General features: G+C 39.8%; 19 protein-coding genes. 14 read left to right on the forward strand and 5 right to left on the reverse strand.

Features of this window, described 5'->3' with window-relative positions; genetic code table 11:
* The first annotated feature begins 583 nt into the window (after positions 1–583).
* Positions 584–1,456 (forward strand): branched-chain amino acid transaminase, encoded by an 873-nt coding sequence (locus QFZ72_RS05505; RefSeq protein WP_307430468.1) that lies wholly within the window; start codon positions 584–586, stop codon positions 1,454–1,456.
* Positions 1,457–1,882: 426 nt separating this feature from the next.
* A complete protein-coding gene (locus QFZ72_RS05510; RefSeq protein ID WP_307430471.1) occupies positions 1,883–2,554 on the forward strand; it encodes a DUF899 domain-containing protein in 672 nt (223 codons plus the stop codon).
* An 811-nt stretch (positions 2,555–3,365) separates the two neighbouring features.
* Here QFZ72_RS05510 and QFZ72_RS05515 read toward each other — a convergent pair.
* Positions 3,366–4,433 carry an NAD(P)/FAD-dependent oxidoreductase gene (locus tag QFZ72_RS05515; protein WP_307430474.1) on the reverse strand — a complete coding sequence of 356 codons (1,068 nt, stop codon included), beginning with the start codon at positions 4,431–4,433 and terminating at the stop codon, positions 3,366–3,368.
* A 283-nt stretch (positions 4,434–4,716) separates the two neighbouring features.
* Here QFZ72_RS05515 and QFZ72_RS05520 point away from each other — a divergent pair, with 283 nt between their 5' ends.
* From QFZ72_RS05520 to QFZ72_RS05530, 3 genes are all read left to right on the forward strand, one after another.
* Positions 4,717–4,959, forward strand: a complete 243-nt coding sequence (locus QFZ72_RS05520; RefSeq protein WP_070876045.1) for a YuzB family protein — start codon at positions 4,717–4,719, stop codon at positions 4,957–4,959.
* Positions 4,960–5,380: 421 nt separating this feature from the next.
* A complete protein-coding gene (dapF, locus tag QFZ72_RS05525; RefSeq protein WP_307430482.1) occupies positions 5,381–6,241 on the forward strand; it encodes a diaminopimelate epimerase in 861 nt (286 codons plus the stop codon).
* 90 nt (positions 6,242–6,331) lie between these two features.
* Positions 6,332–6,694 (forward strand): HesB/IscA family protein, encoded by a 363-nt coding sequence (locus QFZ72_RS05530; RefSeq protein ID WP_223437992.1) that lies wholly within the window; start codon positions 6,332–6,334, stop codon positions 6,692–6,694.
* Between the two features lie 52 nt (positions 6,695–6,746).
* On the opposite strand, the gene QFZ72_RS05535 is transcribed toward QFZ72_RS05530, so the two are convergent.
* Complete coding sequence (locus QFZ72_RS05535) at positions 6,747–7,271, reverse strand: hypothetical protein (RefSeq protein ID WP_307430485.1); 525 nt, start codon at positions 7,269–7,271, stop codon at positions 6,747–6,749.
* A 128-nt stretch (positions 7,272–7,399) separates the two neighbouring features.
* Between QFZ72_RS05535 and QFZ72_RS05540 the strand changes: the two genes are divergently transcribed.
* On the forward strand, positions 7,400–8,119 hold the full coding sequence (locus QFZ72_RS05540) for a hypothetical protein (protein ID WP_307430489.1): 720 nt from the start codon (positions 7,400–7,402) through the stop codon (positions 8,117–8,119).
* 210 nt (positions 8,120–8,329) lie between these two features.
* Here QFZ72_RS05540 and yumC read toward each other — a convergent pair whose 3' ends face one another.
* Positions 8,330–9,325, reverse strand: coding sequence for a ferredoxin--NADP reductase 2 (yumC, locus tag QFZ72_RS05545; RefSeq protein ID WP_307430492.1), 996 nt, complete (start codon positions 9,323–9,325; stop codon positions 8,330–8,332).
* A gap of 389 nt (positions 9,326–9,714) precedes the next feature.
* Here yumC and QFZ72_RS05550 point away from each other — a divergent pair, with 389 nt between their 5' ends.
* The 5 genes from QFZ72_RS05550 to QFZ72_RS05570 all read left to right on the forward strand — a co-directional run bounded on the left by QFZ72_RS05550 (position 9,715) and on the right by QFZ72_RS05570 (position 13,039).
* Positions 9,715–10,938: an NAD(P)/FAD-dependent oxidoreductase gene (locus QFZ72_RS05550; RefSeq protein WP_307430495.1), complete on the forward strand. Its 1,224-nt coding sequence runs from the start codon at positions 9,715–9,717 to the stop codon at positions 10,936–10,938.
* Between the two features lie 98 nt (positions 10,939–11,036).
* Positions 11,037–11,519, forward strand: coding sequence for an NUDIX domain-containing protein (locus tag QFZ72_RS05555; RefSeq protein ID WP_307430497.1), 483 nt, complete (start codon positions 11,037–11,039; stop codon positions 11,517–11,519).
* A gap of 163 nt (positions 11,520–11,682) precedes the next feature.
* Complete coding sequence (locus tag QFZ72_RS05560) at positions 11,683–11,808, forward strand: YuiA family protein (protein WP_307439600.1); 126 nt, start codon at positions 11,683–11,685, stop codon at positions 11,806–11,808.
* 102 nt (positions 11,809–11,910) lie between these two features.
* Entirely contained in the window at positions 11,911–12,201 is a 291-nt protein-coding gene (locus tag QFZ72_RS05565; RefSeq protein WP_307439602.1) for a YuiB family protein, read from the forward strand.
* A gap of 139 nt (positions 12,202–12,340) precedes the next feature.
* Positions 12,341–13,039 carry a 3D domain-containing protein gene (locus tag QFZ72_RS05570; RefSeq protein WP_307430499.1) on the forward strand — a complete coding sequence of 233 codons (699 nt, stop codon included), beginning with the start codon at positions 12,341–12,343 and terminating at the stop codon, positions 13,037–13,039.
* Positions 13,040–13,240: 201 nt separating this feature from the next.
* Here the strand turns inward: QFZ72_RS05570 and QFZ72_RS05575 are convergent, their stop codons facing one another.
* Positions 13,241–14,056: a cobalamin-binding protein gene (locus tag QFZ72_RS05575; RefSeq protein WP_307430501.1), complete on the reverse strand. Its 816-nt coding sequence runs from the start codon at positions 14,054–14,056 to the stop codon at positions 13,241–13,243.
* Between the two features lie 12 nt (positions 14,057–14,068).
* Complete coding sequence (locus QFZ72_RS05580) at positions 14,069–14,548, reverse strand: divergent PAP2 family protein (protein WP_307430504.1); 480 nt, start codon at positions 14,546–14,548, stop codon at positions 14,069–14,071.
* A gap of 172 nt (positions 14,549–14,720) precedes the next feature.
* Here QFZ72_RS05580 and QFZ72_RS05585 point away from each other — a divergent pair, with 172 nt between their 5' ends.
* From QFZ72_RS05585 to QFZ72_RS05595, 3 genes are all read left to right on the forward strand, one after another.
* A complete protein-coding gene (locus QFZ72_RS05585) occupies positions 14,721–15,104 on the forward strand; it encodes a DUF309 domain-containing protein (RefSeq protein WP_373464661.1) in 384 nt (127 codons plus the stop codon).
* 15 nt (positions 15,105–15,119) lie between these two features.
* Entirely contained in the window at positions 15,120–16,610 is a 1,491-nt protein-coding gene (locus tag QFZ72_RS05590; protein ID WP_307430509.1) for a leucyl aminopeptidase, read from the forward strand.
* Between the two features lie 235 nt (positions 16,611–16,845).
* Entirely contained in the window at positions 16,846–18,174 is a 1,329-nt protein-coding gene (locus QFZ72_RS05595) for a Na+/H+ antiporter family protein (RefSeq protein WP_307430512.1), read from the forward strand.
* Positions 18,175–18,264 lie beyond the last annotated feature (90 nt).

Here is an 18,264-nt window from a genome sequence, read left to right on the forward strand (position 1 = left end):
CAATGTCTAAGTTAATATTACTTGAAGTCAGCTTACGATATTTCATCAACCTGGTACATACTTGGTCGAGATAGTAATAATAATTACATAACCGCTGATCTATATCCTTCACGTCTTGGTCGATGTTATGACAGTCATTGGGAGAATTATGGTGTGGTAGGGAGTTGTCCTATTATCGCTCAATCTTTTACTGAACTTCTAAAACGTTTGGTTAGTGGTAAAGGACAGTTTTGGTATTGGCTACAAGATAAATTTGTTACCATTGGGGATACGTATGATTAGTAACATGCATCAGCCTAAGTGTGATGCATATCTTTTGTTTTAACTCATTTATTATTCAACAAACGGGTGCTAGAGTTGAAGAACAGGGGTTGCTGCGGCAACCGTTTTGAGTGCTAACGGGCAGGTTAATGGAGGAAGTTTTCTAGAGATAAAAGATTCATCTTAGACTGGCGGCTTATTGATACTAAAAAGTTATTATTAATGCCCTGAATAAATTCAGATAATTACTTATACATATAAATTAACACTGATTTTTTTGGGAGGGAAATTGTGTATATTTTTAATCAGGGGCAATTCCTAAATGAGGATAATGTTTCGGTTAGTACGAAATAAAGGATTAAATTATGGATTGGGTTGTTTTGAAGGAATAAGGGCTTTTTGGAATGAAAAACAAAAACAACTTTTTGTTTTTCGACTTCTAGATCACTATAAACGATTCCATGAGTCTGGTCATTCACTGCATCTAAATATTCCTTATTCTCAGATGCAATTAGTATATTGGACAATACAATTATTAAAAATAAACAATATCCGGGAAGATGTTTATATCCGTCCTATTTGTATTAATGGTGAAATTACACTAGGCCCTGAATTGGGAGGTCCTTTTAATCGAGTAATGATTTATTGTACTCATTTAAAAGAGTACATTGCTAAACCAGCTTTAAACGTAAGTGTCTCTTCCTGGACACGGGTGGGCAGTAATATGATACCCCCTCAAGTAAAGCCTACAGGAGGTTATTTGAATTCAGCCTTAGCGTCTACAGAAGCTAGGTTAAATGGGTACGATGAAGCTATTTTTCTTACAAAGGAAGGAAATGTAAGTGAAGGACCAGGAGAGAACATTTTTATCGTCAAAAATAATCAATTGATAACTCCTCCTATATCAGACGATATTCTGTCAGGAATTACTCGAGATACTGTCATGCAATTAGCTAAACATGAATTGCGGTTACCTGTTTTTGAAAAGAGCCTAGCAAGAACAGAGCTATATTCAGCCGATGAAGTTTTTTTTACAGGTACGGCTATCGGAATTAAATCTATCATACAAATCGACCGAAGAATTATTGGAACAGGACAAGAGGGACCGATTACAAAGGAAATTAGGTCTATATATGAAAAAATTGTTAGGGGAGACAATGTAAATTATTTAGGCTATTGTACACCAGTGTATTAAAAATTATTAAATGCCATTGTTCAACAATACAAGATATACATGAAGTTAATGATGTGAAACGGGGTAAAATATAAGTAGTTTTTAGTTTGTTTTTCAACATAATATGTGAACTTTTTCACTTAAAGTAACGGGTGCTTTTCTTCAATAAGACAACATAAATGATCTTCAACAATCGGGCCATTTTCTTGAATAAAAGAGAAGGGATTATTCGTAAGTAAATCGAAGTTAATTCAGAAGATGTAATTTAGTTTAGCATTGGGACGTACTACTCAACATTAAGAAGGAAGAAAATTATAAAGAAAGTGGGAGATCTATTGGATACAAAAGAGATATTGAAACGGTTCGAACAGGTTGCTACATACTATATTGAAGAAATCCACATCAGGTGTTTGTGATAACATAAGGAATAAAGAGAGGAGAAATCATATGACGAAGAACAAAACAGTACTTCCGCAAGTCGTGTCAGAAGACGAGTGGCAGCTTGCTCGCGAAAAACTGCTCGTCAAAGAGAAGGAACTCACTCGTGCGTTGGACGCTCTGGCCGCGGAGCGTCGGAGGCTGCCGATGGTCCGGATCGACAAAGAGTACGTCTTCGAGGGCCTGAACGGTAAAGTAAGCCTGCTTGATCTTTTCGACGGACGTCGCCAGCTCATCGTTTACCACTTCATGATGGCTCCGGGTTCCGACCACCGTTGCCCAGGCTGCTCGTCCTTCGTAGACAACATTGGGCATCTCGCTCATCTACATGCCCGTGATACCACCTTAATTCTAGTTTCCCCCGCACCACTGTCACAGATCGAGCCCTACAAGAAGCGCATGGGCTGGACTGTGCCCTGGTTCTCTTCGAACGGCGACAACTTCAACGTCGACTGCGGTGCGGGCAGTGGATTCGGCCTGAGTGTCTTCCTCCGTGATAACGACAGCGTCTTTCGCACCTATTACACGACGGCACGCGGCGTCGACAGGATCAAGGCCGACTTCAATTTCCTGGACCTGACACCCTTCGGTCGCCAGGAAGACTGGGAAGATTCACCTGAGGGGTGGCCGCAAACCCCGCCTTATACGTGGTGGCGCCTACACGACGAATACGGTGATTGAGAGGGGAGTAGTCTAAAACGGCTGTGTCCGAGTTACGTGCAAAAGTGGGACATAGTATGAGGAAAGCTTTGTATAGCAGCTTATTCATTAGATGCCATACAACACAATTTAATCTTAAAGCCTATTTTTTAGTCTTCCACAAACGGGCGCTTTTCTTCGATAAGACAACATAAATAATATTCAACAATCGGGGGCGATTGATGAAGAACCACGCCCCTAATGATATCAATGCTCACTTATTGAGTTAGCGATTTCTGCTAATACTTCTTTTGAAACTGTGGGAAGTTCTTTACTAATACTCTGAATGTATTGAAAGCCAAGAGGCTTTTATCCTGTCCAATAAGAAGGTATCCGCAAGAATAACGCTCTCCTTCCCTGCTTGTTACATAGGTGGGTGTAGTCACCCATAGATTTGGATGATTTTGAGTTACGATATATGGATTATAACATATGAAATTGGTAATTATTGAATAAATATGATTCAAATAGAACGGTAATTTGTGTCTATATATTTATGAGTAGTCACATTCATATCCCATCAGAGTTTCTTTCGGACTCGTTTTCAATACATCATATAACTTTTGTGGAAACTGTTTTAGCTTGCCTATACTTAGACCGATCTTCCCCTAACATTTTGTCCAAATGGTGCCGTTAGGGATAAACTGTTGGTTGAGGTGGCAAAAACTTTTTTAGAAAAAACCCGCCAAAAACCCGCCCGAAGTTTAATTCTTTTTAATCTATTTTGATTTTCATAAATAAAAAAACCTTGATTTATCAAGGTTTTAAATGCAATAAAATCTATTTTAATGTCTTATCCATTATGGTATTTGTACATCCAAAGTATACCCGATTTAAGCAGTCGAGGAACTCGTCCAATTAGAGGGCGGTCATTCACAAGGCCGAAACCATGTTTCTTTCCAAGCGATCCTAATACGCCTTTCAGCTTGAAGACAGGGAAGTCCTGCGGCAATTCTTCGCCATTCCACTTTTTAAGCAGAACTTGAACGATTTGTTCAGCCTGAGCTTCAGCAAGCTGTGCACTTGGTGCATGAGGAAGACTTGCACAGTCTCCAACAACAAATGCATCCTCGTGATGTGGAAGGTGATGCTGTTTTGTAAGCACTACACGGCCCTGAGGATCTTTATCAACAGGAAGATCTCTTACGACTTTGTTCGGCTGAATTCCTGCGGTCCATACGATGGCATCGTATGAAACAGGCTCATCATGATTATATAGAACATTTTGTTCTACCTTTGTCACGTTGGCACTGTTGATAATGGTTACGCCATGATCTTCAAACCAGCCTTGAACATATTTGCTGAGACGTTCTGGAAAACTGGACAGAATGTTTTTGCCGCGGTCATAAAGCGTGATCTTAAGATCTTTTCTGCTTTCCCGGAGTTCACTGGCAAGCTCAACGCCGCTTAGTCCTGCGCCAACGATTGCAACAGAAGCACCGCCGCTTAAATTGTTAAGGAGCTGGTAGGTTTCTCTTGATTGATCGATTGTCTGAATGCTGTGGGTAAACTCTTTCGCGCCTGGAACATTATGATATTTGTCTTCACAGCCTAATCCGATAACAAGATCATCATATGAAATCGGTTCCTGATTATTCAGATGAACCTTTTTTTCTTCAAGATCAACCGAGGTTATTTCCCCGAAAGTTACATGCAGGCGTTCATGCTCTGGAAAATCTACGCGGATATGATGGTCTGAAATCGTTCCCGCAGCCAGTGCATAATATTCCGTTTTTAAACAATGATAGGGATTTTTATCTATAAGTGTAATGTGCACATCATCAGGCAGCTGACCTGGGAGCAGTCGATGAAGGACGCGCATGCCGCCGTATCCTCCGCCAAGAATTACTAAGTTCTTCATTGCAGATTCCCCTTTTTCTCCTCTTTTAGTGAGTGATATTCTTATCTATAGGTTAAATCAGTTATTAAGAAAACCTTTGCAATATGCCATCTAAAAGTATAACGAATTTGATGATAAACCACAATATGTTATGAAAAAGTCGTCTATTAATCAGTATACCCGCCCATTAGTAAATCACTTTAATGAAAATGTGTTGGTATTTATGAAAAAAGTATAACATAAAACGTAAATTATTGACGATAGTACATAGAAAGAGGTAGCATAGGATTGCAGGTGTGAGGTGATGAAGTTGAAACCAATAATAGAATTTTGTATAAGCAATTTAGCGAACGGTTCACAAGCTGCTTTGGAAAAGTTAGAAAAGGATCCTAATCTGGACATTATTGAATACGGATGTCTTGGATATTGCGGAAAATGCTATGCTTCTCTTTATGCCCTTGTAAACGGTGAGGTTGTAACTGGGGAATCATCTGAAGAGCTAGTTAAAAACATATATGATTACCTGGATGAGAATCCTATGTTCTAAGCAAAACGCGTACATTTAGTACGCGTTTTTTTACTGCTTATATTTAGCTGATTGGATACTTTTGTTTCAATTCTCTCATTTCTCGCCATCTGTCTTTTGCCATTTCAATGATGGCTTTTTCGGGGGTGTTTTTTCCCTTTTTCAATGACTTTTTTGCAGGTAAAAAGTATGATGTGTTAATAAAATGCATTATTTGAATAACTTAAAGCAAACAGATACAAAATAAGAGTAGACAATTAGCCCCTTGCCAGCATTTTAAGTGCAGTCATAGCAGGGAATTTCATGTTTTATCACGAATAAAAGCTCCCTGCACCAAAGCAGAGAGCTTTTATTATCTATAACAAACGGGGGATATTTCTATTGTGATCCTGTTTCCAGCATTTTATACTTATAAAAAAAGAAAAAAAAGAGGGAGATCAGCATGAAACAATTCCAATTCACAAAAATGCATGCACTCGGCAACAATTATATATATGTAAATATGTTTGAAGAACAAATTGAAGAGTCAAAACTTCCTCAGCTTGCAAAGGAAGTATCCAATGTATTTACAGGGATCGGTTCAGATGGACTTATCTTAATTTGTCCATCTGAAAAAGCACCAGTAAAGATGAGGATTTTTAACAGTGATGGTTCTGAAGGGAAAAACTGCGGAAATGGTCTTCGCTGTGTTGCAAAATATGCATTTGAGAATAAACTGATAGATGAAAAAGAATTTTCGATTGAAACACTTTCAGGTTTGGTTCATGCAAAGCTCGAAGTGAAAGATAATGAAGTCAGCGGAGTAACAATCAATATGGGGCAGCCAAAGCTTGTTCGGGCTGAAATTCCTATGGCCGGCACTCCTGATGAAAAAGTAATAAACGAACAGCTTGAATTTGCCGGTGAAACCTATCATGCTACAGCAGTTTCAATGGGAAATCCTCATCTTATTTTCTATGTGGACAGCATTGAAACAGCTCCAGTGTTAACACTTGGACCAAGGGTTGAGAAAGATCCTCTTTTCCCTGAAAGCATCAATGTAGAGTTTGTTGAAGTGGCTGCCGAAAATGAACTTCATTTCAGAGTGTGGGAAAGAGGTTCAGGTGTTACACAGGCATGCGGAACTGGTGCTTGTGCAGCCGTTGTCTCTTCTGTTCTCAATGGACATACGAAGAGAGGAATGGATACAACTGTTCATCTTGCCGGCGGGGATCTTCTTATTAATTGGAAGGAAGAGGGAAATGTTTTAATGACTGGCCCAGCGGAGGTTATCTGTACAGGTGTTTACTTCTACGATAAATAGCAGTGCAGGGTGTTTCATTTGAGAGTTCCGGGTGGATTGGGTATACTTAATGTATAGCCTTTGGATTATTGGCAAAGGAGGAACAAGAAAATGAATGATTTTGTAATAATTACTGAAGCAGCAGCTTATCAGATAAAAGATATGATGAAAGAAAACGGCGAAGAGCAGGCTTTTCTGCGCGTTGGCGTAAAAGGCGGCGGCTGCAGCGGTTTATCTTACGGCATGGGTTTTGAACAAGAACCGAATGAGGATGACACTCAGTTTGAGGTGCATGGCATCAATGTGCTTGTCGATAAAGAAAGCTCCCTTATTTTAAAAGGGACAAAAATTGATTTTAAAGAGTCCCTAATGGGGGGCGGATTTACCATCGATAATCCGAATGCGATTGCTTCATGCGGATGCGGTTCATCTTTCAGAACAGCTACGAATACAGGTACACCTGAAGAGTGCTGAATATAAAAAAAGACATTTCATTGGCAAAAACGACGTCAGTGAAGTGTCTTTTTTATTTCTTTTTCCGTAAAAACATTAAAAGAGTGCAAATGAAAAGAATCGCGATAAAAATTCCCCAAGTAATGGCATTAGTTCCTAGCTGATGTTCCAGATTCACTTGCTTTTCAGGTTCTTTTCCCGCACCGAGATTTCTTATGTCATCCCCTGCGTCTGTGAGCAAATTTGTTCGTTCGCATAATCCGGTCTCAAGGATATTCTTATCTCCGTATGCATAAACAAGATAATTTTCACCTTCAATGAAATCAACTCCGCACCCTGCAGAGTCCCTCTCTGTTTCAACAATAAGCTGTGATTGAGAAGGGCCTTTCCAGATAAGATCCACTTCAATTAACACTTTTTTCTGACTGCTTCCATTGATCTTTAATACTTTTCCTGAAAAAATGGCTGTTTTGTTTTCTAATTCTGACTGAACGGAAGGCTGCTGCGCACAAGAACAAGCATAGCCATTTTCTTTATTTACTAAAAAGATGCCTGACATAATTACCGCGCATAAGATTAGTTTTAGTTTCCATTTCACACTATTTCCCCCTCCTTGAAAACATAGTCGAGGATAAATAGAAAAAGGTTTCAGGTTCCAATTTAAAAACAAAGGACAAATAACGGGCATATAGTATGGATGTGTGAATAGAGAAGGGAGCTTGAATAATGAATTACTATCCATATCAGATGTATAATCGATTCCGTCTTTCATCAACAGATGAATTAAATGAAGGCCTATATAAATGGGTAAAATTAACCTTTACAAACGGTACGGAAAAAGAGGCATTTATATTCTACTTAGATAAACAATCAGGTGCGGTGTTTATTTTGTCATTTCCCGCATTAACGACAAGTCAGGCGAATGTAAATGATATTAAAACCTTCGAAGTGATGCCGGAACCTCCAAAAATGGAAGAAGAGGCTCCTCAAGAATCAGAAGAACAAAACGGCGGGACAGAAGGCGATCAGGAAGTAGGTCAAATGCCGGGAATGGGTCAACCTGAAGAAATGCAGGGCGGTCAGGAAAGTCCATTCGGTCAAATGCCGGGAATGGGTCAACCTGGAGAAATGCAGGGCGGTCAGGAAAGTCCATTCGGTCAAATGCCGGGAATGGGTCAACCTGAAGAAATGCAGGGCGGTCAGGAAAGTCCATTCGGTCAAATGCCGGGAATGGGTCAACCTGGAGGAATGCAGGGCGGTCAGGAAAGTCCATTCGGCCAAATGCCGGGAATGGGTCAAAATGGGGGCACTCAGGGCGGTCAGGGAAGTCCTTTTGGTCAAATGCCTGGAGATGATCAAAGCGGCATGCCGTTTGGCGGCCAAAGATACCAGCAATGGAATCAGCCGGTTTATTACAATCCTTACAGCTATTACTGGCAGCAATAAGTTCTGCAGCGTTTATTCCAATAAAAAAGAGGAAAAGCAGACCGCTTTCCTCTTTTTATTGTATGAATATAAAGTTTTTGCACATTAATAGCTAGCGGAAGCGCCTAGCTACCCGGTCAGAACGGCTTGGACAAAAAATGTCAAACCCGGGCTTTTCGCCGGATCTTATCTGCCATGCCTGCGCTAATCAAGGCGCTTTTGCTTTTCTTATTATTTTTCAAACAAGCTCGTGCTGTGAAGCGGCTGAACTCTTGCTTTTGGATCCATATAAGCTTTCGCATTATTAACAGCAGTTGGAGCTTCACCAAACCCGCTTGCGATCAGTTTTACTTTTCCTTCATATGTGCAGATGTCCCCTGCAGCATAGATGCCTTCAACGTTTGTTTCCATCTTGCTGTTAACGACAATTGAGTTTTTCTCAATTTCAAGACCCCAATTTTTGATTGGGCCAAGTGATGAGACAAATCCAAAATTGACGATGACAGAGTCAACATCAATGACTTCTTTGCGTTCGCCTTTCACTTCTTCTAATACTACTTGTTCAATATTAGCTGTACCTGTTAATTCTTTTGGAACGAAAGGAGTGAGAACTTGAACTTTTGAGTTATTCAGGTTTTCAACACTATGCTCATGAGCACGGAACTTATCTCTTCTATGGACAAGTGTTACTTTTTCAGCAATTGGCTCGAGCATAAGTGCCCAGTCAACAGCAGAATCTCCGCCTCCGCAAATAAGAACTCTCTGGCCGGCAAATTGATTTAAATCATCAATGAAGTAATGAAGATTTGCTTTTTCAAATGAAGCAGCTTCTTCAAGTTCAATTTTACGAGGCTGGAACGCGCCGTTTCCTGCAGTAATGATAATCGTTTTAGAATAGTGAACTTCTTGATCAGTTGTTAATTTAAACACGCCGTCAGCCTGTTTTTCAACAGTATCAACCGCTTGCTCTAAACATACTGTCGGCTCAAACTTGGCCATTTGCTCTTTTAGATTGTTTACCAGCTCCTGTGCGCGCACTTTAGGAAATCCTGCAACATCATATATGTATTTTTCAGGATATAAGGCAGAAAGCTGACCGCCGAGCTGCGGCAAACTTTCAATGATTTTAACTGAAGCCTGGCGCATGCCGCCGTAAAAAGCTGTGAACAAACCAACAGGTCCGCCGCCAATGATCGTTATATCGTATACTTTTGTGTCTTCCTTCACAAATATCCCCCCGCTTGTAATTGATAATAATTCTTAATTATAACATATCATATCTCTTTAACAATTTCATCTGGTAATTGAGTAAAGAGATGTGCTTGTATGATGAATATGATTATTATAGAGAATGTTTTTATTTTTGTAAAATTCTTAACGTTTCTAATGCTTCAATTTGGTCTTGAAAAATATACCGCAGATGCTATTATGTAATATAGGCATTATTTATATTTTATGTTACTACTCACAGAGTTTTCAGTATTATTTTGAAAAGTTAAGTGAACATTTTCACATACTTTTTTAGGCAAAACAAAATAAAATGTTGTGAAGCAGCGGAAGATAATTAGTATAGAAATTATTTCATTCTTTACAACAAATCAGAAAAAAAGGTGGATGTGATTCGGTTGAGAAAGCCCAAAATAGTAGTTTTAGGTGCAGGTTACGGCGGATTAATGGCAGTTACACGTCTTCAAAAAATGATTGGTGTAAACGAAGCAGATCTTACACTGATTAACAAAAATGATTATCACTATGAAACAACATGGCTTCACGAAGCTTCAGCAGGTACATTGCATCATGATAAAGCAAGATACCAAGTGAAAGATGTTATTGATAGCAGCCGTGTAAATTTTGTGAAAGAAACAGTTGTTTCCATCAACAAAGATGAAAAGAAAATTGTTCTTTCAAATGGCGAGCTTGAGTATGACTACCTTGTGATTTCTCTTGGATCTCATCCAGAAACATTCGGAATCAAAGGCTTGAAAGAGTACGCTTTCGGTATTACAAACATCAATGCAGCACGTCAATTGCGCGAGCATATCGAATATCAATTCGCTACTTACAACACAGAAGAAGTAAAACGCGATCAGCGCCTTGCAATCGTTGTGGGCGGAGCTGGCTTCACTGGCATCGAGTTCCTTGGCGAGCTTGCTAACCGTGTTCCTGAGCTTTGCCGCGAGTACGATGTTGATCATAAGAAAGTACGCATCATCTGTGTAGAAGCTGCTCCAACAGCTCTTCCTGGATTTGATCCAGAGCTTGTAGAATACGCTGTAAACCACTTAGAGCGTAAAGGGGTAGAATTCAAAATCGGCACAGCCATTAAAGAATGTGTTGAAGACGGCATCATCGTTGCAAAAGATGACGTAATGGAAGAAATTAAAGCTGATACAGTTGTATGGGCAGCAGGTGTGCGCGGAAACAGCATCGTTGAAGAAGCTGGCTTTGAAAACATGCGCGGACGTGTAAAGGTAGATTCTTACTTAAGAGCTCCAGGCCATGAAGATGTTTTCATCATTGGCGACTGTTCTCTAGTAATCAACGAAGAAATCAACCGTCCATATCCTCCAACAGCTCAAATTGCTATGCAGCAAGGTATTACAGCAGCAAAAAACATTGCTGTGGCCGTTCGTGACCAGGGTGAAATGGAAGAATTCAAACCAGACATCAAAGGTACAGTTGCTTCACTTGGCGAAGATGACGCTGTAGGTATGGTATTTGGCAAGAAAGTAATGGGAACAAAAGCTTCATTCATGAAAAAAATGATTGATAACCGTGCTTTATTAATGGTTGGCGGAGCGGGATTAGTCGTTAAAAAAGGTAAATTTAAATTTTTCTAAGAAGTAGAGTAAAATAAAAGACAAGAGCCTTTAAGCTTTTGTCTTTTTTTTATCGAAAAATCTAATTTAATATAGTAAGTCAAAAGGGGAGGATTATGGTGGCTAATAAGCGGGGGAATGTATGGATTGCTGTATCTGGTGTAGTTGAAAATGAAAACGGGGACTGGCTTGTCGTGAAAAAGAAATACGGCGGTTTGAAAGGGAAGTGGTCTTTTCCAGCCGGATTCGTAAATGAAGGGGAAACGCTCGATGAGGCGATTATTCGGGAAATTCATGAGGAAACGGGAATTGAAGCTGAAGTGCAAGGTGTTATTGGTATCCGGTCAGGAGTCATTCAAAGTACAATCAGCGATAATATGATTATTTTTAAACTGAAGGCGAATTCTTCACAAATCATCGTACAGGAAGAAGAATTATTTGAAGCTGCCTTTTTCCCTCCCGATATTCTTAAGGACGACGAGGATGCATCCCTGCTGCTTCAGTCATTTGCAGAAGAAGGGTTTGAGACAATGCTTTATAAAATAGATGCCCTGAATCCTGGGGATCAGTTTGGATACACATCATATCATTTATTTTTATAATTTTCAAAATAATAAGAAAAATTGAGAAAATAAGAGGAAGAGCTTGATGTATTCGCTTACATCAAGAATCCCGTCAGATTTTCTCCCTTTATCCTTTACAAAGAACCTGATATAGTATCTTCAATATCAAAAAAGAGATACTTGACAAAGGGGAGAATAGATGATGAATGCATCTGCTATTGAAAAGAAAGAATGTCCATATTGTTCGGGTAATGGTTATTTTCAATTGCTTCTTGGCGGTTCGGAAACGTGCGATTGCTGCAATGGAACAGGAAAGAAGTCTTCATAAAACGTTCAATGTTTTTACAATTGACTGATAATCGCTTGTTCAGTACACTTAAATAGGTGTACTGGAGGCGATAATTTGTTTTTACCTGTATTGATTATTTCGATGCTTTTATTCTTTGTTTTATTTTTTGGAATCGGTTTCTTGCTGAATATGCTGCTTCGCATGTCTTGGATCATGGCAATTATCTATCCGATTGTTTGTATATTGATTGTAGATAATGTGAGAGTCACTCAATACTTTACCTCACCTGGACCATCTTTTTCAACTTTAGGAGAGCGTATTCTATCTTTGGCTTTGGCAGATATTCTAATACTGGTCTGCGGTTTTATCGGAGCGATTGTGTCCGGAATTGTTATTAACATGCTCCGCAAAAGAGGCTATCAAATGTTTTAAAATGTGATCTGTACAACGTGTACAGATCTTTTTATTTGCAGAAAACAAAACTTGTAAAATATGGATTTCTCTCTATCTTGAATATTTCGTTTATCATTTGGAAACGATTATTGATGTGAGAGGAGTGAACACATCGTAAATGGATAGGACAAAAACCTGGTCAAGGCGTCTATTAATGACACTATTACTGCTAGTAGCGCTCGGTACCACTTTAAAAGCTTTTTCAGGTGTGGAGGCAAAGAATCTGTCTGATATAAATGGGTGGAGCAAAGGCATCTTGGAAAGTGAAAACCATCCGTATAAGCTGACAGGCCTTATCCCAAAATCTCTGCACAATGAAAAAACTGTCGCAACTGCTATTTCGTCAAGCGGAAGTTCTTTAAACCAAATGTCGCTTGAAAATGAAATGAACTGGTCGCAATATCCGAAAAAAGAAGTAACAGCAACCGGATACACGGCAGGCTATGAATCCACAGGCAAAAATCCTGAACATCCCGAATATGGCATTACGTATTCTGGTGTGAAAGTAAAAAGAGATTTGTATTCAACTATAGCAGCTGATTTAAGTGTGTTTCCGATAGGAACCATTCTTTTTATTCCGGGTTACGGTTTTGGTGTTGTAGCAGACAAGGGCGGAGCGATTAAGGGGAATGAACTGGATCTTTATTACGATACTGTTGAAGAAGTATTTCAATCCTGGGGCAAAAAAACGTTAGACATATATATCGTTCAAAAAGGAAACGGACGATTAACTGAAAATGAACTGACGAAATTGAATGAAGCTAAGTCTATGCAGGCATTTCGTCAAAAATACATGAAGCCGAAAACAAAAAGTTAACTAGTGAGTTACTCCTTGTTGGGTCCCGCGGCCTGAGAAGATTTCTGCAGAAGTGGTTAATCTTTTAAAGTCATGGAATTAATCTCGAAAGTCATAGAATTCATTGGATCATCTTGAAATCATAAGGACATAATAAAAATATAGAATAAATGAGGATTCCCAACTGCGGAAAAAGCCCAGGTTATAACACCTGAGCTTTTTCTATGTATTAGAAGTTAAGTAATCTGTCTCTTCAGGCTGCGGAAAGTGTTCCGGATGAAGGATGACAGCAAGTTTCGCAAGCCCGTTTAAAAGCCTGGGTGATGGTCTGCAATAAAGCTGTTCCTCAAGAAGGTGAATCCGATTTTCCCTTACTGCTGTAAGGTTTTCTGCCGATTCACGCTTCAGAACATGCTGGACTTTCATTCTGCTTTGCTTAACGCCGACCCATGCAAGACAAATATGATCAGGATTTCTGCGGAGAATGTCATCCCAGCTGGTTTGGACACTCGCAAGCTCCACATCACGGAAACTATTGCGCCCTCCTGCCAATTCACACATTTCAGTCAGCCAGTTTACTTGACCAGGTGTGAAAATTGGATTAGGCCACCATTCAAAATAAACAGAAGGACGGTAATCCAGTTTTGATGCTTTTTCTTTATAATCCTTTAAAATCCCATAATAGCGGGAGACAACTGCCTTGGCTTCTTTTTCTTTACCTGCTGCTATACCTACGGCCATAAGATCGTTTCCTATATCCTCAAAAGATTGGGGATTTAATACAAGGTGAGGAATATTCCTTTTAATAAGCTCTTCAACGTTTTTTTCCATACCCGGTACACTCAATGAAGCTAGAACAAGGTCAGGCTGCAGTTGTTCTACCAGATCCATATTAATGGATAAGTCAGGTCCAAGACGCGGCAGATCATTCACTAGTTTCGGCCAGTCTGAATAATCGTCGACTGCGATGAGATCGTCAGTCAGTCCTAAATAGGCGGCAAGCTCTGTGTTGCTTGGACAGATGGATATAAGCCGCAAAGCAATCCCTCCTTACTTAATGAATAAATAGTGCAGGAACAAGGCCAATAATATTCCTGTTAATCCTCCGAAGAATACTTCAATAGGCTGATGTCCCAGAAGTTCTTTCAATTTCTTTTGCTTTTCTTTTTCTTCTTGCTGCGGCCATGCCTTTGCCTCGCCGACAAATGTATTAAAGTCTGTTACAAGTTTATTAAGAACTGTTGCCTGCTCTCCGGCGTGTCTTCTTACTCCAGTGGCATCAAACATTGTAATGATAGCAAAAACCGCTGAAACAGCAAAAAGGGAAGAGGCGAGCCCGTTATCGAGAGCAACTCCTGTTGCAAGTGCCGTAACAGCCGCAGAGTGGGAACTGGGCATTCCCCCGGTGCTTAAAATAAGAGACCAGTCAATTTTCCGAGTCGCAATATACGTAATCGGCACTTTTACAAATTGTGCAAAGAAAATGGCTGCCAAGGAAGCTAATAGCGGGAAATTAAGCAGTATCTCCATGAGGTCGGACATCCTTTCCGTTCAAAAATAAATGCTCTATTATTGACTGTATGGTATAGTTCCATGCATTCATGCCCTTATCCTCTGTCATTTTTTCAAATAGTATAAAAACTTTTTATCCTTTGATACAATAAGGTCAGAGAGGAGTGCATGCCACGTGACTCTTTACCCAATGGAATATTATCAGTTTTTTATCCATTTTAATGAAGGCGATTATTATACATGCCATGATTTGCTTGAATTAATCTGGCTGACGGAGAAGGATAACTTATTTCTAAAAGGCCTGCTGCAAATGACAGTTGCTATTTATCATTACGAATATGGCAATATTAAAGGAGCAAGGCTCATGATGCAAGCCGGACACTCTTACATACAGTCTTACCGCCCATTCCATTGGGGAGTGGACCTTGAAAAAGTAAATGCATTCATTGAAGAATGTCTGGTTATCATTCCTGCCGGCATTCAGTCGGTTTCTTTTGAAAAAGCCGGGCAGCTGCCTAAATTGCCGGCTCTTTTTCTATACCTTGAAGAAGAGCCGGGAAAACCTAACTATTAATGGAGGTGCGTTTTCATGTTTCATATTCAATCATCAATTAAATGGAACGAAGAAACAATCATTTTTGGATTGTTTCAAAAGACAAGCTCGTTAGAAGGCCATTTAGCTGAGCTTGACCAAAAGCTTGAAGGTCATTTTTCACTGCTTGTAAAAGAGGGGGATATTTCTGCCAAAAAGAAAGAAATCTCGAAAGTGCATACTCTTGGTAAAATCGGCGCAAAACGAATTTATTTTACTGGCCTTGGCAAAGAAAAGGAATATGATTTTGATGCTGCCAGAGAGTCTTTTGCGAAGCTGTTCAAGACGATGCAAAAAGCTAAAATTCAATCTTTTTCAATCGTTCTTGATACATTCACAAGTGAACATGTTCAGGTAAATGAAGCTGCTCACGCATTAGCAGAAGTTCTTCCGCTTTCTACTTATAAAATACAGGACTATAAACAAAAATCAAATGAGCCAGAACGAAACATCAACCAAGTTACGATCATCTCAAATGAAGATGAAGCCGAAATACGTTCAAGTCTTGCAGTTGGATCTGCATTCGGAGAAGGAACAAACTCTGCAAGAACGCTTGTCAACATGCCCGGTAATATTTTAACGGCAACGGAACTTGCTAAATACTCTGTTGATATCGCTAAAAAATACGGTTTTGAATATGAAGTGCTTGAAAAAGAAGATATGGAGAAGCTTGGAATGGGTGCTCTCCTTGCTGTGAACAAGGGATCTGATGAGCCGCCGAAAATGATTGTTCTTAAATACCAGGGAAAAGAAGAATGGACAGATGTGATTGGTCTGGTTGGAAAAGGCATTACCTTTGATACTGGAGGTTACTCAATTAAGCCGAAAGACGGCATCGTCGGCATGAAATCAGATATGGGCGGAGCAGCAGCTGTTTTAGGAGCGATGGAGATCATTGGAAAACTGAAGCCTGAACAAAACGTACTCGCTGTCATTCCATCAACTGACAACATGATCAGCGGCAATGCTTTCAAGCCTGATGATGTCATCGTTTCACTGAGCGGAAAAACGATTGAAGTGCTCAATACAGACGCAGAGGGCAGATTAGTCCTTGCTGACGGCATCACATATGCCAAGCATCATGGCGCAAATTACTTAGTAGATGTTGCGACATTAACAGGCGGAGTCATCATTGCCCTTGGAACACATACAACAGGTGCGATGACAAATAATGAATCATTATTTGAGCAAGTATTAGAGGCATCCCATGAATGCGGGGAGCCAATCTGGAGATTGCCGATTACAAAAAAAGACATTGATAAAGTTCGCGGCAGTAAAATGGCGGATCTGAATAATTCCCCTGGACGTGAAGGCCATGCCATCATGGCGGGGACATTTATTGGAGAATTTGCAGAAGGTACGCCATGGGTGCATTTAGATATCGCAGGAACAGGGACATCTTCCAATGCAGATGATCTTGGACCTTCTGGCGGCACTGGTGTCATGGCTCGGACGCTTGCCGCTTTTGTAGAACGATTTGAGGTTTAATGACGGGGAAAGGCACTGATTACAGTGCCTTTTTTTTGTGGAAATGGAATTGATTCATTCATTATCGAAAGGATTACATCAAATTCATTCTTATTCCATAATCCTTTAGTCTGCTAATATAATAAAATTTTAACATTGACACTAAAAAAGAAAATATGTTATTTTAATTCTATTGAATTTTATCTCACTAATACATTAGCATACTAAAGTAAAGAGATTTCTGGAGGTTTTATAGATGAATGCAGTTATTTTGGCTGTTTTGGTCATGCTTGTTTTAAGTTTGCTTCGGGTAAATGTTGTATTTTCCTTAGTGGCAGGCGCACTTGTTGGAGGTTTAACAGGCGGACTCGATTTAAAAGCGACAATTGAAACATTTACAGGAGGTCTTGGCGGGAACGCCACTGTTGCCCTGAGTTATGCTCTTCTTGGCGCTTTTGCAGTTGCTCTGTCAAAAACTGGATTGCCTGATGCAATGGTAGAAGCAGCTATTAAGCTAGTTGGTAAAGAAGGAGAAGAGAGAAGGAAATCTCTTTCAAAAGTACTTATTATTATAATTATATTGATTATTTCTATTTTTTCTCAAAATGTTGTACCTGTTCATATCGCATTTATACCTGTCTTAATTCCGCCTTTATTAAAGGTATTAAATCAATTACAGTTGGACCGCCGTTTAATCGCTGTTGTCATTTCATTTGGTTTAATTACACCTTATATGCTGTTGCCGGTCGGATTCGGTGCGATTTTCCATGGCATTCTTCAAGAAAATATGGCAGCTGGCGGCTTGTCTGTAAGTCTTAAGGATATTCCGGAGGCGATGCTGATTCCTTCAGCAGGTATGGTTGTCGGACTAATTCTGGCGTTTTTTACGTACAGAAAGAAACGTTCATATGAGACAAAAGAAATAGCTGGACATGCACCAGCTGTTTATACGAAAAAAAGTGTTTCTTTTGCAATACTTGCTATTATCGTTTCATTAAGTGTTCAATTATTCCTTTCGCAGAAACTGGAAGTAGAAGGAATGATTTTCGGAGCTCTGGCGGGAATTATTGTTCTCTATGCAACAGGATCAATGAAATGGAATGAAGCGGATCAGCTTTTGACTACCGGGATGAAAATGATGGCGTTCATTGGATTTGTTATGCTTGCATCTTCCGGCTTTGCAGCTGTCATGCAAGAAACAGGTCATATTGATACATTGGTTAAAACTTCTGCTGAATTAATTGGCGGAAATCAGTCTATCGCAGCTCTTTTAATGCTGCTTGTTGGTCTGCTTGTTACGATAGGAATCGGTTCATCCTTCTCAACGGTGCCAATCATTGCGACTCTTTTTGTACCGCTTTGCCTTGAGCTGGGTTTTAGCCCTATGGCAACCATTGCACTCATAGGTACTGCCGGAGCGCTCGGTGATGCAGGTTCACCTGCATCTGACAGCACACTTGGACCAACGTCAGGTTTAAATGCTGACGGAGAGCATGATCATATTTGGGATACATGTGTGCCAACATTCCTGCATTATAACATTCCATTGGTTATTTTCGGATGGATCGCGGCAATTGTCCTATAATAGAAAAATAGAAAAGGCCGCCTGTATATAAACAGGGCGGCCTTTTATTTCGATGCTTAGCTCTGTCTCCTGATCATGAGACAGAGCTTT

The sequence above is a fragment of the Bacillus sp. V2I10 genome (assembly GCF_030817055.1).
GTDB lineage: Bacteria > Bacillota > Bacilli > Bacillales > Bacillaceae > Bacillus_P.

Excerpts from the sequence above, each read along its gene's own strand:
- QFZ72_RS05585 (WP_373464661.1), top strand. The coding sequence starts at position 14,721 with ATGGAATATTATCAGTTTTTTATCCATTTTAATGAAGGCGATTATTAT.
- QFZ72_RS05570 (WP_307430499.1), top strand. The coding sequence starts at position 12,341 with ATGGATAGGACAAAAACCTGGTCAAGGCGTCTATTAATGACACTATTA.
- QFZ72_RS05560 (WP_307439600.1), top strand. The coding sequence starts at position 11,683 with ATGAATGCATCTGCTATTGAAAAGAAAGAATGTCCATATTGTTCGGGT.
- QFZ72_RS05565 (WP_307439602.1), top strand. The coding sequence starts at position 11,911 with ATGCTTTTATTCTTTGTTTTATTTTTTGGAATCGGTTTCTTGCTGAAT.
- QFZ72_RS05520 (WP_070876045.1), top strand. The coding sequence starts at position 4,717 with ATGAAGTTGAAACCAATAATAGAATTTTGTATAAGCAATTTAGCGAAC.
- QFZ72_RS05540 (WP_307430489.1), top strand. The coding sequence starts at position 7,400 with ATGAATTACTATCCATATCAGATGTATAATCGATTCCGTCTTTCATCA.
- QFZ72_RS05505 (WP_307430468.1), top strand. The coding sequence starts at position 584 with ATGAGGATAATGTTTCGGTTAGTACGAAATAAAGGATTAAATTATGGA.
- QFZ72_RS05590 (WP_307430509.1), top strand. The coding sequence starts at position 15,120 with ATGTTTCATATTCAATCATCAATTAAATGGAACGAAGAAACAATCATT.
- QFZ72_RS05580 (WP_307430504.1), bottom strand. The coding sequence starts at position 14,548 with ATGGAGATACTGCTTAATTTCCCGCTATTAGCTTCCTTGGCAGCCATT.
- QFZ72_RS05515 (WP_307430474.1), bottom strand. The coding sequence starts at position 4,433 with ATGAAGAACTTAGTAATTCTTGGCGGAGGATACGGCGGCATGCGCGTC.
- QFZ72_RS05530 (WP_223437992.1), top strand. The coding sequence starts at position 6,332 with ATGAATGATTTTGTAATAATTACTGAAGCAGCAGCTTATCAGATAAAA.
- QFZ72_RS05595 (WP_307430512.1), top strand. The coding sequence starts at position 16,846 with ATGAATGCAGTTATTTTGGCTGTTTTGGTCATGCTTGTTTTAAGTTTG.
- dapF (WP_307430482.1), top strand. The coding sequence starts at position 5,381 with ATGAAACAATTCCAATTCACAAAAATGCATGCACTCGGCAACAATTAT.
- QFZ72_RS05510 (WP_307430471.1), top strand. The coding sequence starts at position 1,883 with ATGACGAAGAACAAAACAGTACTTCCGCAAGTCGTGTCAGAAGACGAG.